Below are 25418 nucleotides of genomic sequence, written 5' to 3' on the forward strand. Positions count from 1 at the left end.
AGACGCATACATGAACTCAAATATTTGGCTGCTTTCGGCAGTGTTTTTGCCGATTGCCTGCGGGGCCGGAGTCCTGTTTTTCCCGGGCCTGAAAAAACGGAACGTGCTGCTGGGCGTATCCTTTCTTTCCCTGGTGCTCTCCATGCTCTCTGCCCTCGCCGTGATTGCGGGGGAAGGGGTGGAACTGCATCTTCTGCGGTTCGGAGGCAGCCTGGAGGTGTACTTTCACGTGGATCCGCTGGGAAGGGTATTTGCCGCGGTGATCACGGTGGTGTGGCTGATGGCGGGGATTTTTTCCTGCGAGTATATGAAGCATGAACAGGAAGAAAAACGGTATTTCGGATTCTATGTGCTGGTGTACGGCGTACTGATGGCACTGTGCTTTTCCGGAAATCTGGTGACCTACTATATGTTTTACGAAATGATGACGCTGACCACGCTTCCGCTGATCATGCACAACAAATCCAGGGAAGCGATCATGGCGGGATTGAAGTACCTGTTTTATTCCCTGTGCGGCGCCTATATGGTGCTGTTCGGAATCTATTTTCTGAACCGTTACGCCGGCACGCTGGACTTCATTCCCGGAGGGAGCGGACTGGAAGGGGCAGAAAACCATCTGGGGCTGCTGCTTGTGGTGGTGTTTTTGATGATTCTCGGATTCGGCGTGAAGGCAGGTATGTTTCCCATGCACGCGTGGCTTCCCACGGCCCATCCGGTGGCGCCTGCCCCGGCAAGCGCGGTGCTGTCGGGCCTGGTGGTGAAGATGGGGGTGCTGGGGATCGTCCGTGTGATCTTCTATGTGACGGGGCCGGAAGTGATCCGCGGAACCTGGGTGCAGACGGTCTGGCTGACATTGACGCTGATCACGGTTTTCATGGGTTCCATGCTGGCTTACCGGGAAAAGGTGATGAAGAAACGGCTGGCCTATTCCACAGTCAGCCAGATTTCCTACATTTTGTTTGGGCTGGCTTTATTGAATCCAGAAGCTATGGCCGGATCACTGCTGCATGTAGTATTTCATGCCTGCATCAAGTCCTGCCTGTTTTTGAGCGCAGGCGCGATCATTTATAAAACCGGAAAGACCCGTGTGGACGAGCTGACCGGGATCGGCAAGGAAATGCCGGTGACGATCTGGTGCTACACGTTTGCGTCCCTTGCGCTGGTGGGAATCCCCCCGGCAAGCGGATTTATCAGCAAATGGTATCTGGCGGGCGGTTCGCTGGAATCCGGCATTCCCATATTTTCCTGGCTGGGCCCGGTGATCCTCCTGGTCAGCGCCCTGCTGACGGCGGGATATCTGCTGCCGATCACAATCCGGGGCTTTCTGCCGGGAGCGGATTATGATTACGCGGGACTGGAAAAAAAGGAACCGGTTTTGACTATGCTCATTCCGCTGCTCATCCTGGCCGGACTTTCCCTGTTACTTGGAGTATTCCCCAATCCGCTGACACAGTATCTGAATGAAATTATTCAGAGTTTATAGAAGGAGGAAGGCAAATGCGGAGCATTTTTAAAATGCCTTCCGACGACTTGCCCTCGAACGAAAGTGAGGGGGCGCTACATTATAGTTAGGAGGAAGGCAAGATGAGTCTATATTGGATTGTAGCAGCCATTCTGCTTCCGATACTGGGCGGCGCACTTACGCCGGTGCTTCCGTTCCGTTCCAGAAAAGGGATGCTTTTGTATCTGGAGGCGCTGACTCTGGCGGCTTCCGCCATTGTCCTGTCGCTTCTGGCGCATGGAACTACCGGGACGCTGCATCTGGTCTACTTTGTGCGGGGGCTTTCCATTTCATTCAGAATTGATGGGCTGGCTATGCTTTTCGCGGGACTGGTATCGATTCTCTGGCCCTTTGCCATGCTGTATTCCTTTGAATATATGGAGCATGAGGGGCATGAGAAAATCTTCTTCATGTTTTACAGCATGACTTACGGAGTCACCCTTGGAGTGGCATTTGCGTCGGACATGCTCAGTATGTATCTCTTCTATGAGCTTTTGACGCTGGTGACGGTGCCGTTGATCCTGCACACACTGGTCCGGGAGGCGATTCTTGCGGTGCGGCAGTATCTGTATATGTCGCTGGGCGGCGCGGCCTTTGCCCTGATCGCCATTGTCTTTCTGATGGTTTACGGGGAGACTCTGGAATTTACCCTGGGGGGTGTGCTGAATCCGGCGGTCATCGGCGGGGAAACCAATCTGCTGTTGTTTGTGTATCTGCTGGCGTTTTTCGGATTCGGCGTAAAAGCGGCTATTTTCCCTATGAGCGCATGGCTTCCCCAGGCCGGTGTTGCGCCGACCCCTGTCACGGCGCTGCTGCATGCGGTGGCGGTGGTGAAGGCGGGGGTGTTTGCCATTCTGCGACTGACCTATTACAGCTTTGGCGCGGAATTTCTGAAAGGAACGTGGGTGCAGCCGATTGTGATGGGCTTTGCCATGTTTACGATTGTATACGGATGCAGCCGGGCTGTGAAAGAGCAGCATATCAAACGTCGGCTGGCTTATTCTACGGTCAGCAATCTGTCCTACATTATCCTGGGTGCGTCGATGATGACTCCTGGGGGACTGGTGGGGGCGATGGCCCATATGATCTGCCACGCGTTTATGAAGATCGGCTCGTTTCTCTGTGCAGGCGCCATCATGCATCAGACGGATAAAAAATATATTTACGAACTCAACGGGTTCGGCCGGAAAATGCCGGTGGTATTCGGCTGCTTTACCGTGTCGGCCCTGGGATTGATGGGAGTTCCCGGTCTGGCGGGCTTCATCAGCAAATGGAATCTGGCGAAGGCGGCGGTGGAGAGCGAGAATGTGATGGCATATTTTGGAGTCGGATGCCTTTTGATCTCCGCTTTGCTGACCGCGATCTATATGATGTCGATCGTGATCCGAGCCTTTTTCCCGGGAAGGGAATTTGACGCGCAGAGCGTAGAAGGCGTCAAAGACCCGGGCTGGAAAATGTGCTTCCCGCTGGTCTGTTTTGCGGCAGCGGTCATCGCCATTGGAATGTGTTCTGATCCGCTTATATCCTTTCTGCAGGATATTGCGGCTGGGAGGTATTAGAGGAAGAAGGCAAAAGCGAAGCTTTTCTTAAAATGCCTTCTGACGACATGCACTCGAACGAAGGTGAGGGGGCGCTGCCTTAGAGGAAGAAGGCAAAAGCTACCTTATTGAAGGAGGTAAAGTAGATGGAACAAGAGAGGATGTTACTTGCCGCGGCAGTATTTTTTCCAATGGCTGCCGGTATTGTCTCCTATCTGATCGGAAGAAAACATAAAAAACTCCGGGATCGATTTGTCGGTCTTGCGGCAATGTTCGAATTGATTTTGACAGTGGCAGTGGCGGCCGGGCTCGGCACGGGCGGCGGTGTTTGCACCATTCCCGGTATCTGCGGGCTGGGCCTGCATTTTACGGCGGACGGTTTTCGGGCGCTGTACGGGGTGGTTGCTGCTTTTATGTGGATGATGACGAGCTTCTTTTCCGAAGAGTATTTTGCCCATTACCGAAACAGGAACCGGTACTATCTGTTTCAGCTAATCACGCTGGGAGCGACGGAGGCGGTCTTTCTGTCGGCGGATCTGTATACCACCTTTATTTTCTTTGAGGTGATGTCCTTTGCCTCCTATGTCTGGGTGGCCCAGGATGAGCGGAAGGAGTCGCTGCGGGCGGCGGCCACCTATCTGGCGGTGGCGGTGATCGGCGGACTGGTGATGCTGATGGGGCTTTTTCTGCTGTACCATCAGGCGGGAACCCTCACAATCAGCGAGCTTTACGATGCATGCCGGGGAAAAAATGTGTATCCGGCGGCGGTCTGTCTGTTCTTCGGATTCGGAGCCAAGGCAGGGGCATTTCCGCTCCATATCTGGCTTCCCAAGGCCCATCCGGTAGCTCCGGCTCCGGCCAGCGCACTGCTGTCTGGCATTTTGACGAAAACCGGGGTGTTCGGTATTCTTGTGATCACCTGTCAGATTCTGTTTCACGACGGAGTGTGGGGAACGTTCGTATTGCTGACCGGCGTTCTGACGATGGCAGCAGGGGCGGTGCTTGCCCTGTTTTCCATTGATTTCAAGAGGACGCTGGCATGCTCTTCAGTATCCCAGATCGGATTTATCCTGACAGGCATCGGGATGCAGGGGCTTCTGGGAGAGGAAAATGCGCTGGCGGTGCAGGGAAGCTTCCTGCATATGATGAATCATTCCCTGTTCAAGCTGGTGCTCTTCATGACGGCAGGAGTCATTTACATGAATCTGCACAAACTGGATCTGAATGACATCCGGGGATTCGGGAGAAAGAAACCGCTTCTGATGGGAATTTATCTGTGCGGCGCGCTGGGAATCGGCGGGATTCCGCTTTTTTCAGGATATGTGAGTAAAACGCTGATTCACGAGAGCATCGTAGAATATATAGAACTTCTGAAAGAGGGGGCAGCGGCGCCCGTGCTTCTGGGGGCGGCGGACATGAAGCTGATCGAGTGGGTATTTCTGGTCAGCGGCGGTTTTACCGTGGCCTACATGTGCAAATTATTTTTCGCGGTGTTCATTGAGAAGAACCGTGACCCGAAGGTGCAGGCGGAGTATGACGCCATGGGCGGAAATTATATGAACCGAAAGAGCGCGTTTGCACTGACGGCTGGCGCAGTGCTGTTTCCGGTGATGGGGATTTTTCCGCATTTCACGATGGACAAAGCTGCTGAATTTGTAAAAGGGTTTTTCGGGCTGGAGCATATCCATGAGGTATCCTATTTTAGTTTTGTAAATCTGAAAGGCGGCCTGACTTCGATTGCCATCGGGGCCGTGGTTTATCTGGTGCTGGTCAGGCTCTGGATGATCCGGAAGGAAGAAAACGGAGCTGCGGTCTATGTCAATTGCTGGCCGAACATGCTGGATCTGGAGGATTTTCTGTATCGGCCGATTCTGCTGAGGATGCTTCCGTCCATCTGCGGAGCCATATGCTTTGTGCTGGACCATGCCGTGGATTTTATTGCGAAAATCCTGCCGATTGCGGGAAGCGTGGAAGCCAGCTTTTTCGATACGCTTGTGGATACGATAGTTGTATTTCTGCGCAAAACGATTTATAAGGATAGTCCCCAGCCTCAGGAATTGCTGGAAGGAAATGCACTCACATACCGTCTGGGATGTTTTGCAAACCGGATTGTGTGGGTTTTGAATAAGACGGCCTGGCGGGAACGGCCGGATGAGAAGGATTATACGCATCAGTATGCGCTGGCATATACAAGCTTTAAAGAGAATACAAGTCTGATCGGGCGGAGCCTTTCCTATGGGCTGATTTTGTTCTGCGTGGGACTCCTGGCGACGCTGGTGTATCTGCTGCTGGTGCTGGCGGGGTGAGACATTTTGGGTGACCTGTAACCTTTTTGGTTACAGGTCACGTTGCCTTGTGCCTTGCTGCTGGGCGTCCGGTCAGTAAAATAGAGACTGCGGACATCTGGTCTCTCGCCGTCAGGGGATGTATCAACGGGCTGGATGCGTTACAGTTCGCAGCCGGTCAGGCCGCAGCCTGTAATCCTTTCCGGCGGAAAGATATGTTTAAGGATACGGCGGTATTGATTGAATATCTGCCAAAAGAATGGTAAGATACAGGAAAAGACAGGGAGGTGCAGCGATGCCAAGAACAGTGGGAATCGGCCATCAGGATTTTGAACAAATGATTACAACTGAAAATTTCTATATTGATAAGACCATGTTTATCAAAGAATGGTGGGAAAACAACGATGCTGTAACTCTGATTACCCGCCCCAGGCGTTTCGGAAAGACACTGAATCTGGATATGACAGAACATTTTTTCTCTGTGAGCCATGCGGGAAGAAGTGATTTATTTCAAAATCTGTCTATCTGGCAGGAAGAAAAATACAGGGAACTGCAGGGAACCTATCCTGTCATCTTTCTGAGCTTCGCAGGTGTGAAGGCAACCTCTTTTCCAGAGGCACGAAAAAGTATCTGTCAGATTATAAAAAAATTGTATAATAAATACGATTTTCTTTTAGAAAGCAGCCATTTGAATGAAGATGAAAGAAAAATGTACAATCATATTTCTATCGACATGGAAAATCATATAGCCGCCAATTCCCTGAGCGCATTGTCGGATTATCTGATGCGTTATTACGGAAAAAAAGTGTTGATTCTGCTGGATGAATACGATACCCCGATGCAGGAGGCTTATGTGCATGGCTATTGGGATGAACTGGTTTCCTTTATCCGCAGCCTGTTCAATTCTACGTTTAAAACGAATCCGTTTCTTGAAAGAGCTATTATGACAGGGATTACGAGGGTCAGCAAGGAATCCATATTTTCAGATTTGAATAATCTGACTGTAGTTACAACTACTTCAGACTTGTATGCGGACAGCTTTGGATTTAGTCAGTCGGAGGTTTGGAACGCTCTGGAGGAGTACGGTCTGTCAGACAAAAAGGATGATGTTAGAAGCTGGTATGACGGATTTACATTTGGAAATAAGACAGATATCTACAATCCCTGGTCTATTATAAACTACCTGAAATATGCAAAATTTTCCCCATATTGGGCCAACACCAGCAGCAACAGCCTGATCGGAAAGCTGATCCGTGAAGGAAGCGCGGATACAAAAATGGTGATGGAGGATCTCCTTTCCGGAAAAGTACTCCGCACGCAGATTGACGAGCAGATCGTATTCAGCCAGCTAGGGCACAAAGAGACTGCTATCTGGAGCCTGTTGCTTGCAAGCGGTTATCTGCGGGTGAAGCATTGGAGCATGGACAAAAGAGACCGGATCATCTATGAACTTGTGTTAACCAACCGCGAAGTCTCTCTCATGTTTGAGCAGATGGTAGAGGATTGGTTTTCCGATTTTACACCGGCATATAATCAGTTCATCAAGGCGCTGTTATTAGATGATAAAAAAGCGATGAACCACTATATGAACCGGGTAGCCTTCACCACGTTCAGCTACTTCGACACCGGAAAACAACCGTCCGAAGCAACAGAACCGGAACGCTTTTATCACGGCTTTGTCCTTGGCCTGATGGTGGATCTGGGTGAACGATATACCATCACTTCCAACCGTGAAAGCGGATTCGGAAGATATGATGTGGTTCTGGAACCCCTTTCGGACAGGGATGATGCTATCATTCTGGAATTTAAGGTTCATGATCCGGATGAGGAAGATACGCTTGCAGACACGGTGCAGAAAGCGTTAGATCAGATCGAACGCAAGAAATATTCCGCGGTTCTGGAAGCAAAAGGCATTCCACAGGAACGAATCCGAAGATATGGGTTTGCGTTTGAAGGGAAAAAGGTTTTGATAGGATGAGAGGAATTTTTCAGAATCCGGCGGGGATTGAGGTTTGACTGTGACTATTATTGTGCCATCTGAATTAAAAGGCTTTTAATATAGGGTAGAGGGAAAATGATATGAAAACTAAAGCAAATATATTGGTACTGGGGACTTCAGGAGCCGGAAAATCAACTTTGATTAATTCAGTAATAGGGAAAGAAGTAGCAAAAGTAGGACATGGACAACATGAAACTAAAAAATTGCAACCATATGTATCGGAAGATTTGAACTTTCAGTTAATAGATAGTCGTGGCTTTGAGTACAGTAGTTGGAATACACACAAAGCTGTCAAAGATATGAAAACATGGATAAAAAATGGTTTGAAAGATGAAAAAACAAGAATTCATATGCTGTGGTTTTGTGTAGATGCAACTTCAAAGAGATTTACAAAACAGACAATCAAAACAGTAGAAGATGTGAAAAAGGAATGGAAAGATGTTCCCATTATTGTTATATTAACTAAATCTTTTTTCAGAGCTGAAGATGAAGACAATATTGAAATGGTAAGGAATACTTTTTGTAAAGTAGCAAAGAAAACAGGAATGCCATTGGCAATTATTCCCATTTTGGCACAACCGCCAAAAGGAGAAAATATAGTTCCCAGAGGTATTGAAGAATTAATTCAAGTAACTCAAATTAATCTTGATTCAGCAGTAAGAGCATCTGATGAGGCGGTAAAAAAATACGATTTAAAGTGTAAAAAAATTAAGTCACAGACATTGACAGTTGGTGCGGCGACATCAGGTGTTGTTGTAGGTGCAATCCCAATAGATTTTCCAGATGCTGCTGTCTTAACACCTCTTGAAACAATGCTAATTTCAGGTATTGCGAGAGTTTACAAACTAGATCAATCTGATGAATTGGTAAAAAAGATAATTGCTCGGATATTAGAAGCTGGAACAGTAAGTATGGTAGCTAAGGCAGCAATTAATAAGTTAAAATTAATTCCAGGGATTGCAAATATTGCGGCTGATGTATTGAATGCAATAGTCGCAGGCTTAATTGTTTTTGGGATTGGACAGGCTGCTTCCATAATAATGGAAAAAGTGTATATTGGAGATATGGATTCCTCAGAGTTGGATTGGATCAATGCAATTGTTGAGAGTAGTATGGGGAATGTAATTAGAAAAGTTACAGAGACTATTTCGATGAACCATGGGGAGTATAATGTTAAGGATATTATCAAGGCGCTAGTATCTGAGTAGCTGTGATAATACGAGTATGGGTAATAGGTAAGTTTATAATAGTTAGAGAAGATTAAAATAAATACATTTAAAAATAGTACAGGCACAAATGATAGGTGTAAGAATGCTTCAATACATTTTTCTAAATATAGGGTGCGCCCAGCTAAGGGTTTGGAATTCGGTGGGTGAAAGTCCTACGGTGTAAGGTACAAGCTATACCGCACCAAGCGAGTCTTGGGTGGACAACAGAGATGCTGTCCGCTAAGCGTAGACAGCGAGATTGCAGGGCATAACTGCACATAGCTTCGATATGAAAATGAAAGAGGGAAGGCAGAGGTGCTCCTATACACTGAAAGCAACATAACTGTAGTCATTAAGAGCGAGAATACAGTTGCTTCCCCGGAGTTTTGAGGTTGGTCATGCAATCAAGGATTTCAAGTCAACTGGAGGAGGTCTGTCTGGTTCCAGATGAGTTGCGTACATCTGGTATGCGGAACAACTGTCGAAGGGAGAACCGCAAATGGCCAGCAGAAGTCGGATGGCCGAATAGTACACGGTAAAACATACAGTGGAAGTCGAGAAAATGCCTGTCCTCGCAGGCTAGCCATGCAAAGTCATATCAAAGAGGAAACATAGACTGTACGCAGAGACAGGAGGAGCTATGGAAACGAAATTGGCGAGAATATCACAACTATCAGGCGAACATCCAGACATGGTATTTACGTCCATAGGGCATTTGATAAATAAGGAATTATTAAAAGAGTGCCACAAGGAAATGGACGGAAAGAAAGCAGTAGGAACCGATGGGATAACCAAAGAGGAATACGGGGCAAGGCTGGAGGAAAATCTGGAAGAATTAGAGGAAAAGCTTAAGAAGAAAGCATACAAGCCCAAGCCAGCAAAAAGAGTGGAGATACCGAAAGAAAACGGAAAGACACGGCCGCTCAGTATCTATTGCTATGAAGACAAACTGGTGCAGGAAGCATTGAGACGAGTACTGGAAGCAGTGTTCGAACCGCATTTCTATGATGAAATGATGGGATTCCGACCAGGGAGAAGCTGTCATAAGGCATTAAGAAAGCTGAACGGAATGCTGGAAAAAGAAAAGACAAACTGGGTATTGGATGCGGATGTAAAAGGATTTTTCGACCACTTGGACCATGAATGGATAATAAAGTTCATAGAATCAAGAATAAAAGACCCAAATATCATCAGGCTGGTACGCCGGATGTTAAAAGCCGGAATCATGGAAGATTACAGATATGAAGAGACAGAGGAAGGAGCCGGACAGGGTTCGGTCTGCTCACCAGTAATCGCAAACATATATATGCACTATGTACTGGTGTGGTGGTTCAAGGAGAAAATGCAGCCGATCATGAAAGGGTACGCAGGGCTGGTGGTATATGCGGATGATTTTGTAGTCTGCTTTCAATACAAAACAGACGCAGAGATGTTCTATGAATATTTAAAGCGCAGAATGATGCACTTTGGACTGGAAATGGAGGAGAAAAAGACGAGGCTGATAGAATTCGGCCGATTTGCAGAAAGGAACCGGAAAGAACGTGGAGACGGGAAACCGGAGACCTTTACATTCCTCGGATTCACGCATTACTGTTCGCATGGAAGAACGGGAAAGTTCAGAGTGAAGAGGAAGACCAGTAAGAAAAAGCTAGCAAAGAAAAGCAAGGAAATAAATGCTACGATAAGAGATATGAGATTTCTACGCATAAACCAGATAGTAAAGAAGCTGAATGAAATCTTAACTGGTTACTATCATTACTACGGAATTACTGACAATTCAAGAAGCCTGAACTCATTCTATAATGTAGTATGGTTCCGGTTATTCTACTGGCTGAATAGAAGAAGCCAGAGAAGAAGCTATACAAAGGAAGGATATAAGGAATTGATGAGACAATTCCCACTCGTCCGACCACGTATCTATGTCAGTATATACGGATAGTTGTAGATGTATTAGCTTTGCAGGGAGCCGGATGCGGGAAAGCTGCACGTCCGGTTCTGAGAGGGGTAAGCCCCGTAAGGGGCTTACCTACTTACCAAGATATATAAGCACCGGAGAAAAGCATTCACTGTGAATGCCAGTTGATTTCGATAATTCTTTCTATAAATAATTCCTCCATGGTTTACTTGTAAGATAATTTCAAATAATCACAGGATTGTGACATTGCTGTGAGGAGATTGTTACATTTCTCTGCTACACTGAAAATGAACAAAATCCTATCAGGAGGAATCAAGTCATGAGATCCATTGTTTTAAAGGCCCAGGGCCTGAAAAAATATTACACCTCAGGGGAAAATGTAACAAAAGCCCTGGACGGAATCGACCTGGATATCTATTACGGGGAATTTGCGGCAATCGTGGGCACATCCGGGAGCGGAAAATCCACCCTGCTCCACATGCTGGGCGGCCTGGACACCCCCACCGCGGGAACCGTCCGCGTAGGAGACAAAGAGCTCTCCCGCATGGATGATGAAGCCCTCGCCGTATTCCGCAGGCGCAGTATCGGGTTCGTCTTTCAGCAGTACAACCTGGTGCAGACTCTGAATGTCCGGGAAAATATCGTGCTGCCAATTCTGCTGGACGGGGGAACGATTGACGAGGACTATTGTCGGGAGATCGTCACCCTCTTGAAAATCGAGGAAAAGCTGGAACAGTTTCCGAACCAGCTTTCCGGCGGACAGCAGCAGAGGGTGGCCATCGCCCGGGCGCTTGCCGGCAAACCTTCCATCCTTCTGGCCGACGAGCCTACAGGAAACTTGGACAGCCGTACCAGCCAGGACGTGATCGCATTTTTAAAAGCCAGCAACCAGCGGTTTCAGCAGACCATGGTCATGATCACCCACAATCCCGAGATTGCCCAGATGGCAGACCGCATCATCCGCATCGAAGACGGCCGGATCAAAACCAGCGTCCCCGGATACGCCGAAGATGAACATGCGAAAATGAGCGGTCCAAAGACGGCGGATCAGGAATCTCCCGCAGATATGCAGACGAGATCCACAGCAGCCGGCCGGACCGAAACCAGCCGGACCGAAGCCAGCCGGGGCAAATCCGCGTCCGGCCATTCCATGGAAGGAGGCGCCGAACAATGTTCCAGGTGAGAAATAAAGAGGTCCTCCGCCTTCTTGCGGACCGGCAGATGAAGAAGAGCAGACAGCGAAACGGCATTGCCATCGGCGCCATCGTCCTGACCACGATCCTGTTTTCAGCCCTGTTTACCATCGGCGGCGGCGTTCTGGAACAGATGCAGCAGGCCATGATGCGTATGAACGGAGGTGTGGGCCATGCATATGTCAAATTTCTGTCCATGCCGGAGTACGAGACGCTAAAGGCGGCCGGGGGATATGAGGACATCGGCTATTCCATCATCACCGGAAGCGGAGCGGATGAAAGCCTGCAGAAGCTGAACACGGAAGTGCGGTACGGGGAAGCGTATGCGGCCCGGGATTTTCGGGCATTTCCCACAGAGGGCAGGATGCCGGAAGAGAAAATGGAGATTGCCGCATCACGGCTTGTTCTGGAAGCGATGGGGCTTTCCGATGCGCTTGGAAGCCGGATACCATTTTCCATCCGTGTCAACGGCACGGTATATGAGGACACATTTACCCTGTGCGGCGTGTGGGACGGGGACCCGATCGCCCCCGCGCAGGAAATCTGGGTGTCTAAAGCATACTGCGAAGAAACGGCGCCGACTCTGATGACTGCGTTTGGAGAGGGCGTGCCTTACGAGGGAACTGTGATGGCCGCCATTGATTTTTCCAATACATGGAACATTCAGGGAAAGCTGGATGACCTCCTTGCCCGGGCCAAAATGCCGGGGGACACGAGGGGCGGAGTCAATCCGGTGTACGCCCAGCCTGCGGCGGAGCCCGGCCTGATTCTGACGGCCATGATCCTGCTGGGCGCCACCCTCATTTCCGGATACCTGATCATTTACAATGTATTTTACATTTCCGTGACCCAGGACATTCAGTTTTACGGACTGCTCAAGACCATCGGGGCTTCGGGAAAACAATTGCGCAGGATTGTCCTGCGGCAGGCCATGAAGCTGTCCGCCAGAGGTATTCCTGCGGGGCTGCTGGCCGGATATGCTGTGGGAAAAGGGCTGCTGCCCTTTGTGGTGGGGCAGTTCAGCATTGACGGGTTCGGAGAATACAGCGTATCTCCCCTGGTACTGCCCGGGGCGGCGCTGTTCAGCCTGCTGACAGTTTTCATTAGTTTCCGGTCGCCCGGTCGGACAGCGGCGCGGGTTTCACCTGTTGAAGCAGTGCGCTATACCGGAGAGCATCGGATCAAAAGCAGCAGGCGAAAACCGGGCATTATCAGGAAAATGCGAAAATCGGCCTTCCGTCAGCAGAACAATTGGTCTGTATCAAAAAAAGACGCCCCCAGAACACTGGCCCTCCGCAGCCTGCGCCGGGACGGAAAAAAGGCGGTGCTGGTCATTCTTTCCTTGTTCCTGAGCCTGACCCTTTTGAACACCACCTGCACGATTCTCAGAGGTTTTGACCTGGAGCGATATGTGGAAACACAGACCAACGCCGATTTTGAAGTGACGGACTGGACGGTGGCAGCGGCCGGAGTCTATGAAAAAAACCTGGAAGGCATAGATCCGGAATTTGAGGAGTCAGTCCGCCGGATTCCGGGCCTGACGAGACTGGAAAAGGTCTATTGTGAGGAGGGAATGATGGATCTTTCGGAGGATGCGCTGGAATGGCTTGCGCAGCAGGAGGCGCAGGGCAGAGAACTTCCCGGCATGGGAAGCGAAAACGGCCAGGAGTTTATGCAGGCTTACGCGGCCACGGGTTCGATCCTGGAACACGGGGAATACGATGCAGGCACATTTGATGCGGAAAAATGGGCCGGGGGAGGGTATGTGATCTACAATGACTCTATGGTTGGATACGGACTGCGTTCCGAGCCGATGTACCGGCCCGGCGACTCCATCACGCTGGAAGGCAATGACGGGCAGAAAAAGGAATATACGGTGATGGCACAGGGAGAGCTTCCTTACACCATGACTGCCCGCAAAACCATCAATCTGGGGATCACCGTGATCCTGCCGGAACAGGAATTTGCCTGGCTGTACGGAGAAAAACAACCCCTCTGCGTGGTCTATGATGTGGAAAAATCCCACTGGGAGGAAGCGGAAAAAATCACCGCAGGACTGCTTGAGGATTCCAACAAGGTGTGCATTTCCTTCGAAACGCTGAAAGCAGAATTTCAGCAGACAAAGCGGGCCTGCTCCCTGATCGGCGGGATTTTGAGCCTGATCCTGGGAGCCATTGGAATTTTAAATTTTATCAATCTGGCAGTGACCGGAATCCTTACCCGGCAGAAAGAGCTGGCCATGCTGGGCGCCATCGGCATGGGAGGCCGCCAGATGAAGCGGATGCTGATCTGGGAAAGCACGGCATATGTCGGCAGCGCCGCGCTGCTGAGTGTCACGGCGGGCAACCTGCTGGGCTGGCAGATCTGCCGTGACCCGATGATACGAAACCAATGGGCATTCACGTATCATTTCACCCTTGCGCCTGTGGCGGTCTGCCTGCCCATCCTGCTGCTTGCAGCTTCGGCGGTGCCCCTTGTATTTTATAAGAAACTTTGCAAAAAGAGTATCGTGGAAAGACTGCGGTGCTGCTGATATTGGCCAACAGCTTTGTGCACAGGCCAAAGCCAGCTGCCGTTTCATGGCGAAGGCGCAGTACAGCACCTGTCCGCCGGTGGCAGAGCCGATGGTTTCGGGAAGGAATAGAGCCTTTCCGGCCATCGGCTTTTTGTTCTATAGATTCGGATGCTTCTGATCCTCGTCGACTGTCTGCCCAGATGCCGAAATAAAATAGAGACAAACCTTTGCTGATTATGCTATACTGCATATAGGTTATAATCTAAGAAATCGCCAGAAAAGAATCACCGGATGGCAGTCGGAAGCCATTCGGCAGGCAATCAATTTGCTGCGCAAGTGGCTGCATTCAGTAGGCAATCAATTTGCTGTGCAAATTGGTTACAAAAAGACGGGAGGAATCATTTATGGAATTATACACGCATCGGGTGATACTCCGCCCCTGGCTTTTAAGCGACGCGGAAAATTTGTACCAATATGCCAAAAACCCAAATGTCGGTCCGGTGGCTGGATGGCCGGTACACACAAGCGTTGAAAACAGCCGGGAAATCATTAAGACCGTGTTTTCCGAAAATGAGACATATGCCGTATGCCTGAAAACAGACCATTTGGCCATTGGATGTGTCGCAATTACAATCGGCGCACGAAGCAGTCTGAAACTTCCGGATGACGAAGGCGAAATCGGATATTGGATAGGAGAGCCGTTCTGGGGGCAGGGGCTGATTCCGGAAGCGTGTACAGAATTGATACGCCATGGTTTTGAGGATTTGAAACTGAACAGGCTGTGGTGCGGGTATTTTGAGGGAAATGAAAAGTCCAGGCGCGCACAGGAAAAATGTGGGTTTGTATACCACCATACGAAAAAAGATATGCATTGGGAACTGATGGACGATATCCGTACGGAATATGTCACCGTATTGGAACGGGCGGCTTGGCAGGTTTGCCGCTGAAAAAAATAAAGGAACAAAACAAGAGATGATTACAGGTGAATTAAAGAACAAAGTCGATAAAATATGGGAGGTTTTCTGGACCGGCGGAATCACAAATCCGCTGGAAGTAATCGAGCAGTTTACCTACCTTCTTTTTATCAGGCAGTTGGATGACGTGGAGACAACGAAAGAACATGAGGCCGGCTTTCTGGGGCTGGAATATCAGGGAATATTTCCGCCGGACTGCCAGGAGTACCGCTGGAGCAGGTTCAAAAACCTGGGGGATGCACAGGAGATTTACAACATTGTTTTAAACGGTGTGTTTCCATTCATCAAAAGTCTGCATCAGGACGGAGACTCCGCATACAGCAAATATATGGGCGACGCGATTTTCAAGGTGCCTACCCCGGCCATGCTGACAAAACTGATTGACGGGATTGATGCGCTGGATCTGGGAGACTCAGACAGCAAGGGCGATCTGTATGAATACCTTCTGTCAAAAGTGGCTACGGCAGGTACTAACGGTCAGTTTCGGACACCGCGGCATATCATCAAGATGATGGTGGAGCTGGTCAGGCCGAATCCGACAGACCGGATCTGCGATCCGGCTATGGGCTCCGCCGGCTTTTTGGTTGAGGCACAGACCTATTTACGGGAACACGAAGAAAAATTGTTTTTCGATGCGGAATTGAATCGGCATTTTCACAGGGAAATGTTTACCGGCTTTGATATGGACCGAACCATGCTGCGCATCGGGGCGATGAACATGCTCCTGCATAGGGTGGACAATCCTGTGATCGAGTACCGGGACAGCCTGTCGGAACAAAATACGGACTCTGAGAAATACACGCTGGTACTGGCAAATCCCCCCTTCAAGGGCAGTCTGGATTATGAGGGCGTGTCTGCGGACCTGCTGAAAGTGACCAGAACGAAAAAGACGGAATTACTGTTTCTCGCGCTGTTTCTGCGGATTTTGAAAAGCGGAGGACGGGCAGCGGTCATTGTACCCGACGGCGTTCTGTTCGGCAGCAGCAAGGCACATAAGCAGATTCGGAAAGAATTGGTAGAAAACCACAAGTTAGAGGCTGTGATCTCCATGCCCTCAGGCGTTTTCAAGCCATATGCCGGCGTGTCTACGGCGATTCTGGTATTCACAAAGACAGGTGCGGGCGGAACAGAGAAAGTCTGGTTTTATGATATGAAAGCGGATGGACTCTCTCTTGATGATAAACGCCAGCCCGTACAGGAAAACGACATTCCGGATATCATCCGCAGATACCATAACCAGGAAGAAGAGTCGGACCGAAAACGGACAGAGCAGAGCTTCTTCGTCGATCTTGCAGAGATCCAGGAAAATGACTACGACCTGTCGATCAACAAGTATAAGGAAATTGAGTACGAAGCGGTGCATTATGACCCGCCGCTGGTGATATTGGATCGGATTGAAAAGCTGGAGGAAGAGATACAAAAAGGGATGGCGGAATTGCGGAAGCTGTTGAGTGAGGAGCAGGAGTGAGATGACAGTATTATAAGGACTCTCAGAAAATTGATAAAAAGAAAAATGCGGAAGCTGCCGCATGAAAAATCTGACAGGAGGATGCGGATGACAATAGATAGTTTAAAAAAAGTGATTTTGTCCATTGCAAATAAATATCCGATAAAAAAGGTATTTCTGTTCGGATCAAGGGCAGAAAAAACGGATCATGAAAATAGTGATGTGGATCTGATTATGGAATTTTTCGTTCCTATTTCATTGCTGACGCTTTCAAAGATAAAATTGGAATTAGAAGAAATCTTAAAATTGAAAGTTGATATTGTACATGGGCCTGTTCGAGAGACAGATCTGATTGAAATCGGCAAGGTGGTGGAAGTCTATGCAGCATAGGGATAAAATTATTCTTCAGAAAGTGATTTCGGAGATAGATATTGGCTTTCAAATGTTAGGAGACGCGGCATTAGAAGAATTTTCCTCTGATGAAAAATTAAAGCGTGCAATTAGCATGACGGTTATTAATATTGGGGAATTGATTAAAAATGTTACAGATGACTTTAGAAAAAGTTATCCCGGAGTTCCCTGAAGGGCAGTAGCAGGAATGAGGGACATTGCAGCGCATAAGTATCAAACTTTGAGAATGGAAGATGTATATATCACGGTAAAGGAAGATTTTCCGAGTTTGAGAAAACAGTTGGTATATATATTGGAGATTGAAGCAGCACTGTCAGGTGAAGGAGCAGAAGGGAATAAAAGGGAAGATGAATAGGTTTCTTAAAGTTGTGCGAGTGGTTCCAACAGAGGAATATACGGTATATGTCTATTTTGAAGATGGTAAAATCGTATGTTATGATGCAAAGCCATTATTAGGGAAAGAGGTATTTGCTGCATTGAGAGAGATTACTTTCTTTAAAAAATCTTGTACAATTATGAATGATACTTTGGCGTGGGATGTATCTGGTATGAGGGATAATTCTGAGTGTATTGACATTGATCCAGATACATTGTATGAGTTAGATGCAATTGTAGAGAAAATGGTGTGATTATGCAGATTTGTGAGGATGAATCATGAGTTATTTAAGGTTAGATGAGGTATGCAACTTAAAGATGGGACAGTCTCCGGATTCTGGTTCATATAATCAGGAAAGAGATGGTATTCCCTTTTTTCAAGGAAATGCAGATTTTGGAGAAATGCATCCAGTCACAAGAACATGGTGTAATAATCCTACAAAGGTAGTGGATAAGGGGACTTTACTGATTTCTGTAAGAGCGCCAATAGGCGCACTTAATTTTGCTGTAGAGAAATCATGTATAGGAAGGGGATTGGCTGGCATTACAGCAAAAAATGAGTATGACCTGAAGTATATATATTATGCACTAAAATATAAAAATAGGGAGCTTAAAGATAAAGGAACTGGTAGTACATTTAAGGCCATTTCAAAATCTACTCTTGGAAAAGTTTTAATTAGAGATATGACAATTGAAAACCAAAGAGAATGCATAAAAAGGCTTGATTTGATTTACAAAATTTTTGTGTTGAAAAAGGAAAAAATTAGGCAATATGATGAGTTAATCAAATCACGGTTTGTAGAGATGTTTGGCGATCCCACCGATAATCCCTTGAGATGGGATAAATTTCCTTTGGGAAAACGCTGTAACATTATTACTGGCAATACCCCACCACGAGCAGATGCTGAAAATTACGGGACTTTTATTGAATGGATAAAATCCGATAATATCAACACCCCAGATACATACCTCACTCCTGCAGAAGAATATCTGTCTGAACGAGGATTTGAAAAATGTAGGTATGTTGAAGCAGGTAGTGTATTGATGACCTGCATAGCAGGCAGTATCGGATGTATTGGAAATGTTGCCGTGGCAGATAGGCGAGTAGCATTCAATCAACAGATTAATGCAATCGTTCCAGTAGCTGATGAGACATTATACGTTTTCTGGCTCATGCAACTGTCAAAGCCATATATACAAAGCACTATCAATATGGCTTTAAAGGGTATCTTAAGTAAAGGCCAATTATCTATTTTAGAGTTTCCTTTTCCACCGATACCTAAACAAACAGATTTTGCCGCCTTCGTCCAGGAAATCGACAAATCGAAATTTGCAACCCAAAAAGCTCTCACTGAAACCCAACAGCTTTTCGACAGCCTCATGCAAAAATATTTCGGATAGAGGAATAGCTATGAAAAAAATATAGATATACCACGGAAGTTCACACATTGTCCCAGAGTCGGAAAGCAGAATCGCAAAATTAAAAAATACTCCGCTTCGAGACAATGACGGAGGAATGGCTGGACTTTATCGCAAACTGCCGTACAGGGCATCCTCACATCTACGACATTGTAGAGGGACCAATGGCAAATGACACGATATCGTTACGCAGACATTTTCCATTGCGAACCGATTGAAAAAATAGCGGATGATTTCATTCAAATATACTATTCCGGATTATTGGGATATTGGCGAAGTGTTTGAGCGGCTGATAGAAGATACCTTTGAGGTAAATGATGTCATAGAAGGTATTTTTGAAGTATACCATTCCTGGATAGAATGTAATAAAAAAATATGATTTTTTGTTGCAGGAGATTATTGAATAAATAGACAGTGAGGAAAGAAGGTGCAGGATATGAAGAGAGAAGAATATATGTCTGATGAGACAGTGATCAAGCGTGCGAATGCGGCAGTAAGAATTGAGTTAGAGAAGAACAGAGCATTAGGAGTTCCAGTGGTTATATATGACAGGGAAAGCCAAATCATATATCGGGAAAATGAGGATGGTACCCGAACGGAAGTAGGAAAAAGGATGAGAAAGGAGCGGTATGGTGAAAGAGTTTCAAAAGATTTGAGAAACTGCCATAACATAAATTCCACCACAAAAGAACAGGAGGTCTCCCCATGTCCACGAATTTTGATTTCCTAACCGCCGCCCCCGCATTTTCCTCCTTTTCCACCCAGGCCATTGAAGCAGAAAAAAGTCTGGTCATTTCCCCGGCAACCTCCGCCATCCTTTCCAGGCGGGCCCTGGAGCTGGCGGTGCGTTGGGTCTACGTCAGCGACGACGGCTTGAAACTTCCCTACCGGGACAACCTGTCCGCCCTGATCCACGAAGAAACCTTCCGGGACATTCTGGAGCCCCGTCTTTTTCCTATGCTGAAATACACGGTCAGGCTGGGCAACACTGCCGTGCACACAAACCAGAAGATCAAACGGGACGATGCCATACTGTCCCTGCGCAATTTATTTGAATTTTGCAAATGGATTGAATACTGTTATTCGACCCAATACCAGGACTATGAAGACGCGGTATACGACGAATCCCTCCTCGAATCTGCGGTTTCTGCGGAAATCCGCAGGGAGACGCAGCCCCGTCCGGAGGAGCTCCAGGAGTTATACGCAAAGCTTGGCAGCAGGGATAAAAAGCTGGAAGAGATTCGCCTGGAAAATGAATCCCTGCGGGTGGAGATGACGAAACTGCGGGAGAAAAATACCACCGAAAATACATTTCAAGTGGATGCCTTTACCGAGGCACAGACACGCAGAAAATACATTGATATAGAACTGATGGACGCAGGCTGGAGGATCGGAACCGACTGCCGGGAAGAAGTGACAATTTCAGGAATGCCTACCCCCACGGAAACGGGCCGTGCAGACTATGTCCTGTTCGGCGACAACGGCCTGCCTTTAGCGGTAATCGAGGCGAAAAAGACAGGCACAGATCCAATCGCAGGCAGCCGTCAGGCAAAATTATATGCGGACTGTCTGGAAAAAGAGTATCACCAGCGGCCCTTTATTTTTACGACAAACGGATTTGAAATCGAGTTTACAGACGATTACGGCCAATACCCCAGAAGACGGGTTTCCGGGTTTTTTACGAAAAAAGAACTGCAGTTGAACATGGATCGCCGCAGGAGCCGGAAACCTCTGGATACGATAGAGATCAATGACCAGATCACCAACCGCCCCTATCAGAAAGAGGCGGTGGCGGCAGTCTGCGACGCCATCCGAAAAAAACACCGGAGGATGCTGATCGTGCAGGCCACGGGTTCGGGAAAAACCAGGGTCAGCATCAGCCTGGTGGATGTCCTGCGCCGTCACAATTATGTGAAAAATATCCTGTTTCTGGCAGATCGGAAAGCCCTGGTACGGCAGGCGAAAAAAAGCTACGGAAATCTGCTGCCGGATCTGACGCTGTGCAGCCTGCTGGACAACAAAGACGACCCGGAACAGAGCCGGATGATATTTTCCACCTACCCCACCATGATGAATGCCATTGACGAGACACAGGGAAAAGAAGGCGGCCGGCTGTTTACGCCGGGGCATTTTGACCTGATCATCGTGGATGAGAGCCACCGGAGCATTTACAAAAAATACCAGGATATTTTCGAGTATTTTGATGGAATGCTGCTGGGGATGACGGCCACGCCGAAGGAGGAAATTGACCGCAATACATACAGTATTTTTGATCTGGAGCGGGGCGTTCCCACCTTTGCCTATGAGCTGGATCAGGCGGTTGAGGAAGGGTATCTGGTGGATTACAGCACAAAGGAATATAAGACAAAGATCATGGAGGAGGGCATCCATTACGACCAGCTTTCCGAGGAGGAAAAAGAGGAATTTGAGGAAACCTTCGGTGATGACGAGACGATCGACAAAGACATTTCCGAAAATGCGGTCAATGAATGGCTCTTCAACGAGGATACCATCTGCAGGGTTTTAAGCGCCCTGATGGAAAACGGGCTGAAAGTGGAGGGCGGCGACAAGCTGGGAAAAACAATTATATTTGCAAAAAACAGTCCCCATGCAAAAGCGATCGTAGACTGCTTTCAAAAATATTACCCGGAGTACGGGTCGGATTTTATCTGCCAGATCGACTACAGCATTTCTTATGCGGACACGCTGATCGACGATTTCAGTACAAAGGACAGGCTGCCGCAGATCGCGGTTTCCGTGGACATGCTGGACACCGGGATCGACATTCCGGAGATTTTAAACCTGGTATTTTTCAAAAAAGTTAGAAGCTGTTCCAAATTCTGGCAGATGATCGGCCGGGGAACCCGTCTCTGTAAAGACCTGTTCGGCCCAGGAATGGACAAAGAAGCATTTTTGATTTTTGATTTCTGCAGCAATTTTGAGTATTTCCGCGCAAATAAAAAAGGAAAGGAAACCAAAGCCCAGGAAGCCCCGGCAGAGAAGATCTTTAACTGTAAGGTTCATATTGCCCGGGAGCTGCAGGCGCCGCAATTCCAGCGTGAAGAGAAATATGCGCAGTACCGGGCGGACCTGGTAAACGGACTGAACGGCCAGGTGGCAGAGCTGAATGACGGGAGCTGGCGCGTCCGGCAGCATCTGCGTTATGTGGAAGCCTATCGAGAAAAATCGGCATGGCAGAATCTGGAGACTGCTTCCGTATCGGAGCTGAAAGAGCACATCGCGCCATTGATCGTGCCCGGATGCGAGGATGAGCTGGCAAGGCGGTTTGATTATCTGCTGCTGAGTATGGAGCTGTCCCTGCTGCAAAGTAAAAATATGACCCGGAATATGGGAGTTGTCATGCAGACGGCGGATCAGCTTTCCCGTCTTTATACGATTCCCCAGGTCAGGGCGAAGCAGTCGGTGATCGAACGCGCGCTGTCGGAGGAATTTTGGGAACATGCCGGAATTCTGGATATGGAGCTTGTCCGGGAAGCTTTGCGCGGCCTTTTAAAGTTTATTGAAAAACAGCGGACCGCGATTTATTATACGGATTTTGAGGATCATATTATAGAAGAAAAAGAGGGCGGTGCGATCTACATTTCCCACGATCTGAAAAATTACAGAAAGAAAGTAGAGTACTATCTGAAAGAGCACAAAGACCATCTGGCAGTGTACAAGCTGCGCAGGAACAAACGCCTGACAGCAGAGGAATTTGCGGAGCTGGAACGGATTTTGTGGGAAGAACTGGGAACAAAAGAGGAGTACCAAAAAGAGTACGGAGAGACCCCGGTGGGCCGGCTGGTGAGGAAGATCGTGGGAGTGGACCGGGAGGTGGTCAACGCCGCCTTCAGTGCGTTCATGGGCGAAGAAAAATTAAATCTGAACCAGATGCGTTTCGTGCGTCTGATGATGGATTACATTACGGTTAATGGAAATATCGAGGATAATCAGGTCCTGATGAGAGACCCGTTCCGGAGCGTGGGGAGCATTACAGCGCTGTTTAGGGACGACCTGTCAGTCGCCCAGGAGATCATGAAGGTTGCCGAGGATTTCCGAAAAAATTCCGAAGTGACCGCATAAACATCAGGACAGGAACAGACCATTCATAAATTTTTAATATACATTTCATTGTATAACAGTCGATTTTTTAGTATAATGGAGGGGTATATTATGAGAATTTAGAGAAGGAGGAGAGGTTCATGCGGAAGGATATTGATAACATTTTTTTCGAAAACAGCCCGCGGATTCAGGAGCTGGCCCGCAAGTGTGAAGAGAACAACACGATCGACAAGGAACTTTATACAAAATACGAGGTAAAGCGCGGACTACGTGACTTAAACGGAAAGGGTGTGCTGGCCGGCCTGACCAACATATCCGATGTCTGTGCAAAAAAGGTCGTCAATGGGGAAGAAGTGCCTTGTGCAGGGAGCCTCTACTACCGTGGATATAATATCAAAGACATTGTAAAAGGATTTTTGGATGCGAAGCATCCGGGGTTTGAGGAGACCGCTTACCTGCTCCTGTTCGGGGAGCTGCCCAGTGCACAGGAGCTAAAAGATTTCCAGGTGATGCTGGCGGAGCGGAGGAGACTCCCGCCCAACTTTTTCCGGGACGTCATCATGAAGGCGCCCAGCCAGGACATGATGAACAACATTTCCCGGTGCATTCTGCAGTTATATTCCTACGACCACAAGGCGGATGATACCACCATCCCCAACGTACTGCGTCAGAGCCTGAATCTGATCAGCCAGTTTCCGATGCTGATGGTATACGGATACCATGCGTACAATTACCGGCAGGGCGAGGACTTGTTCATCTATGCGCCGAACCCGGCGCTTTCGGCTGCGGAGAATATTCTGATGATGCTTCGGGAGGACAGAAAGTATACCAAGCTGGAAGCCAGGATACTGGATATGGCCCTGGTGCTCCACATGGATCACGGCGGCGGAAACAACTCCACATTTACAACCCACGTGGTCACATCGTCGGGAACCGATACATACTCCACCATCGCGGCGGCTATGTCATCCTTAAAGGGGCCCAAGCACGGCGGAGCCAATGTCAAGGTGACCCAGATGTTTGAAGATATGAAGAACACGCTGACAGACTGGACGGACGAGCAGCAGATCCGGAAGTATCTGGAAGACCTCCTGGATAAGAAGGCATTTGACAGGAAAGGGCTCATCTATGGAATGGGACACGCCATCTATTCCATTTCCGACCCCCGTGCAGATATCTTCAAGCGGTTTGTGAAGCAGCTTGCAAGAGAAAAAGGACATCAGGACGAATATGCATTGTATGAAAAGGTGGAGCATATGGCTCCCGAGATCATCGGGGAGAAGCGCCGTATGTACAAGGGCGTCAATGCGAACGTAGACTTTTACAGCGGGCTGGTCTACAGCATGCTGGATCTGCCGCCGGCGCTGTACACGCCGATCTTCGCGGCGGCACGTATCGTAGGCTGGAGCGCGCACCGGCTGGAGGAGCTGACGAATGTAGACAAGATCATCCGTCCGGCATACAGGCCGCTTGCGCCGTACCGCAGTTATGTGAAGCTGGAGGACAGATAATCCGTTATTGTCAATGTGGAAGGGATATTCAGGGGCATGAAAAGCGAATTTTATTTTCCGTCAAAGGATGGAAATACGGAGATCCATACGATCGAATGGAAGCCGGAAGGCGAAGTAAAAGCGGTACTTCAGATGTGCCACGGTATGGTGGAGTACATCGAACGCTATGATGAGTTCGCGCAGTACTTATGCGGACAGGGAATCTATGTTGTGGGAAATGACCATCTGGGACATGGGAAGTCCATACAGAGCAAGTCAGAGTACGGGTTTTTCCATGAAAAATACGGCAATGCCTGTGTGCTTTCGGATATCCACACGCTGCGCCAGCGTACCATGAAAAAATACCCGGAGGTTCCATATTTTATGCTGGGGCACAGCATGGGTTCGGTCTTTCTGCGCCAGTATATCCAGACCTACGGCAGCGGGCTGTCGGGCGCGCTGCTGATCGGCGTTGTGGCGGAGCAGCCTCGGGCTGCGCTGCGGTTCGGGCAGTTTCTGTGCCGCGCCATTGCGATGATACGGGGCTGGCATTACCGCAGCAAGCTGGTGGATCAGGTGGTGACGGGTTCTTTCAACAAAAAATACAAACCTGCCCGCACCCGTGCGGATTGGGTGACAGGCGATCAGGATAAGCTGGACGCTTATGTGGCGGACCCGCTTTGCTCCTTTGTATTCACGGTAAACGCATATTACCATTTGCTGGAAGGGATGCTGAAGATGCAGAAAAAAGAGAGCGTTTTCATGATCCCCAAGACGCTGCCGATTCTGTTTGCAGCCGGGACGGACGATCCGGTGGGCGGATTTGGAAAAGGCGTGCGGAAGATCTATGAGAAATATAAAGCGGCCGGGATTCGGGATGTGTCGCTCAGGCTGTACGCAGGCGACCGGCATGAGCTGCTCAACGAACGGGACCGGCAGCAGGTAACAGAAGACCTGTACCACTGGGTAGAGGAGCGGGTGAAGTAATTACACCTGTATAAGACAAGGGGCTTCGAAGCCCCTTGTTCTTCTTATAGGGCGCTTCGTCTCCTATAAGAAGAAAAAACCTTATATTATAGAAGATAC

At 48.5% G+C, this 25418-nt stretch carries 17 protein-coding genes and 4 pseudogenes; all 21 read left to right on the top strand.

From position 1 onward, the window contains the following. Positions 1-10: 10 nt before the first annotated feature. A complete protein-coding gene (locus tag EBB54_RS26085; protein ID WP_125129602.1) occupies positions 11-1483 on the top strand; it encodes a complex I subunit 5 family protein in 1473 nt (490 codons plus the stop codon). 101 nt (positions 1484-1584) lie between these two features. After that, a complete protein-coding gene (locus tag EBB54_RS26090) occupies positions 1585-3060 on the top strand; it encodes a complex I subunit 5 family protein (RefSeq protein ID WP_125129603.1) in 1476 nt (491 codons plus the stop codon). Positions 3061-3185: 125 nt separating this feature from the next. Then, complete coding sequence (locus EBB54_RS26095; RefSeq protein WP_125129604.1) at positions 3186-5345, top strand: complex I subunit 5 family protein; 2160 nt, start codon at positions 3186-3188, stop codon at positions 5343-5345. Positions 5346-5619: 274 nt separating this feature from the next. Next, on the top strand, positions 5620-7302 hold the full coding sequence (locus tag EBB54_RS26100) for an AAA family ATPase (RefSeq protein WP_125129605.1): 1683 nt from the start codon (positions 5620-5622) through the stop codon (positions 7300-7302). 101 nt (positions 7303-7403) lie between these two features. Beyond that, the gene (locus EBB54_RS26105; RefSeq protein WP_125129606.1) at positions 7404-8531 is read left to right on the top strand and encodes a GTPase; all 1128 of its coding nucleotides are present in this window, start codon (positions 7404-7406) and stop codon (positions 8529-8531) included. 640 nt (positions 8532-9171) lie between these two features. Continuing rightward, a complete protein-coding gene (gene ltrA / locus EBB54_RS26110; RefSeq protein ID WP_004070134.1) occupies positions 9172-10470 on the top strand; it encodes a group II intron reverse transcriptase/maturase in 1299 nt (432 codons plus the stop codon). Between the two features lie 295 nt (positions 10471-10765). Continuing rightward, positions 10766-11428 (top strand): annotated as a pseudogene (locus EBB54_RS26115) (ABC transporter ATP-binding protein); the annotation flags it as partial. A gap of 188 nt (positions 11429-11616) precedes the next feature. After that, positions 11617-14172: an ABC transporter permease gene (locus tag EBB54_RS26120; protein ID WP_125129608.1), complete on the top strand. Its 2556-nt coding sequence runs from the start codon at positions 11617-11619 to the stop codon at positions 14170-14172. A 386-nt stretch (positions 14173-14558) separates the two neighbouring features. Beyond that, entirely contained in the window at positions 14559-15101 is a 543-nt protein-coding gene (locus EBB54_RS26125; RefSeq protein WP_125129609.1) for a GNAT family N-acetyltransferase, read from the top strand. 25 nt (positions 15102-15126) lie between these two features. Continuing rightward, positions 15127-16596 carry a type I restriction-modification system subunit M gene (locus EBB54_RS26130; protein ID WP_125129610.1) on the top strand — a complete coding sequence of 490 codons (1470 nt, stop codon included), beginning with the start codon at positions 15127-15129 and terminating at the stop codon, positions 16594-16596. A gap of 87 nt (positions 16597-16683) precedes the next feature. Continuing rightward, entirely contained in the window at positions 16684-16965 is a 282-nt protein-coding gene (locus tag EBB54_RS26135; RefSeq protein WP_125129611.1) for a nucleotidyltransferase family protein, read from the top strand. Beyond that, on the top strand, positions 16955-17158 hold the full coding sequence (locus EBB54_RS31475) for a HepT-like ribonuclease domain-containing protein (RefSeq protein WP_243127819.1): 204 nt from the start codon (positions 16955-16957) through the stop codon (positions 17156-17158). Before EBB54_RS26135 ends, EBB54_RS31475 begins: the two co-directional genes overlap by 11 nt. Positions 17159-17170: 12 nt before the next feature. Next, a pseudogene (locus EBB54_RS32575) lies at positions 17171-17341 on the top strand (HepT-like ribonuclease domain-containing protein); the annotation flags it as partial. Beyond that, entirely contained in the window at positions 17334-17615 is a 282-nt protein-coding gene (locus EBB54_RS26145; protein WP_125131058.1) for a DUF2442 domain-containing protein, read from the top strand. The pseudogene EBB54_RS32575 and the gene EBB54_RS26145, both read left to right, overlap by 8 nt. A gap of 25 nt (positions 17616-17640) precedes the next feature. Continuing rightward, complete coding sequence (locus tag EBB54_RS26150; RefSeq protein WP_125129612.1) at positions 17641-18762, top strand: restriction endonuclease subunit S; 1122 nt, start codon at positions 17641-17643, stop codon at positions 18760-18762. An 83-nt stretch (positions 18763-18845) separates the two neighbouring features. Continuing rightward, positions 18846-18962: pseudogene (locus EBB54_RS32385) on the top strand (DUF3990 domain-containing protein); the annotation flags it as partial. Further along, a pseudogene (locus EBB54_RS32390) lies at positions 18961-19141 on the top strand (hypothetical protein); the annotation flags it as partial. The pseudogenes EBB54_RS32385 and EBB54_RS32390, both read left to right, overlap by 2 nt. Positions 19142-19216: 75 nt before the next feature. After that, positions 19217-19510: a hypothetical protein gene (locus tag EBB54_RS26165; protein ID WP_243127820.1), complete on the top strand. Its 294-nt coding sequence runs from the start codon at positions 19217-19219 to the stop codon at positions 19508-19510. Further along, on the top strand, positions 19486-22863 hold the full coding sequence (locus EBB54_RS26170) for a DEAD/DEAH box helicase family protein (protein WP_125129614.1): 3378 nt from the start codon (positions 19486-19488) through the stop codon (positions 22861-22863). Before EBB54_RS26165 ends, EBB54_RS26170 begins: the two co-directional genes overlap by 25 nt. A gap of 119 nt (positions 22864-22982) precedes the next feature. Continuing rightward, on the top strand, positions 22983-24353 hold the full coding sequence (locus tag EBB54_RS26175; RefSeq protein ID WP_004079903.1) for a citrate/2-methylcitrate synthase: 1371 nt from the start codon (positions 22983-22985) through the stop codon (positions 24351-24353). A 36-nt stretch (positions 24354-24389) separates the two neighbouring features. Further along, the gene (locus tag EBB54_RS26180) at positions 24390-25319 is read left to right on the top strand and encodes an alpha/beta fold hydrolase (protein WP_004079904.1); all 930 of its coding nucleotides are present in this window, start codon (positions 24390-24392) and stop codon (positions 25317-25319) included. The last annotated feature ends 99 nt before the right edge of the window (positions 25320-25418 follow it).

The sequence above is a fragment of the Schaedlerella arabinosiphila genome, from assembly GCF_003885045.1.
GTDB lineage: Bacteria > Bacillota > Clostridia > Lachnospirales > Lachnospiraceae > Schaedlerella > Schaedlerella arabinosiphila.

What these genes read in the sequence shown, in the direction of transcription:
- EBB54_RS26085 (WP_125129602.1), top strand. Translation starts at nt 11, where the DNA reads ATGAACTCAAATATTTGGCTGCTTTCGGCAGTGTTTTTGCCGATTGCC.
- EBB54_RS26090 (WP_125129603.1), top strand. Translation starts at nt 1,585, where the DNA reads ATGAGTCTATATTGGATTGTAGCAGCCATTCTGCTTCCGATACTGGGC.
- EBB54_RS26095 (WP_125129604.1), top strand. Translation starts at nt 3,186, where the DNA reads ATGGAACAAGAGAGGATGTTACTTGCCGCGGCAGTATTTTTTCCAATG.
- EBB54_RS26100 (WP_125129605.1), top strand. Translation starts at nt 5,620, where the DNA reads ATGCCAAGAACAGTGGGAATCGGCCATCAGGATTTTGAACAAATGATT.
- EBB54_RS26105 (WP_125129606.1), top strand. Translation starts at nt 7,404, where the DNA reads ATGAAAACTAAAGCAAATATATTGGTACTGGGGACTTCAGGAGCCGGA.
- ltrA (WP_004070134.1), top strand. Translation starts at nt 9,172, where the DNA reads ATGGAAACGAAATTGGCGAGAATATCACAACTATCAGGCGAACATCCA.
- EBB54_RS26120 (WP_125129608.1), top strand. Translation starts at nt 11,617, where the DNA reads ATGTTCCAGGTGAGAAATAAAGAGGTCCTCCGCCTTCTTGCGGACCGG.
- EBB54_RS26125 (WP_125129609.1), top strand. Translation starts at nt 14,559, where the DNA reads ATGGAATTATACACGCATCGGGTGATACTCCGCCCCTGGCTTTTAAGC.
- EBB54_RS26130 (WP_125129610.1), top strand. Translation starts at nt 15,127, where the DNA reads ATGATTACAGGTGAATTAAAGAACAAAGTCGATAAAATATGGGAGGTT.
- EBB54_RS26135 (WP_125129611.1), top strand. Translation starts at nt 16,684, where the DNA reads ATGACAATAGATAGTTTAAAAAAAGTGATTTTGTCCATTGCAAATAAA.
- EBB54_RS31475 (WP_243127819.1), top strand. Translation starts at nt 16,955, where the DNA reads ATGCAGCATAGGGATAAAATTATTCTTCAGAAAGTGATTTCGGAGATA.
- EBB54_RS26145 (WP_125131058.1), top strand. Translation starts at nt 17,334, where the DNA reads ATGAATAGGTTTCTTAAAGTTGTGCGAGTGGTTCCAACAGAGGAATAT.
- EBB54_RS26150 (WP_125129612.1), top strand. Translation starts at nt 17,641, where the DNA reads ATGAGTTATTTAAGGTTAGATGAGGTATGCAACTTAAAGATGGGACAG.
- EBB54_RS26165 (WP_243127820.1), top strand. Translation starts at nt 19,217, where the DNA reads ATGAAGAGAGAAGAATATATGTCTGATGAGACAGTGATCAAGCGTGCG.
- EBB54_RS26170 (WP_125129614.1), top strand. Translation starts at nt 19,486, where the DNA reads ATGTCCACGAATTTTGATTTCCTAACCGCCGCCCCCGCATTTTCCTCC.
- EBB54_RS26175 (WP_004079903.1), top strand. Translation starts at nt 22,983, where the DNA reads ATGCGGAAGGATATTGATAACATTTTTTTCGAAAACAGCCCGCGGATT.
- EBB54_RS26180 (WP_004079904.1), top strand. Translation starts at nt 24,390, where the DNA reads ATGAAAAGCGAATTTTATTTTCCGTCAAAGGATGGAAATACGGAGATC.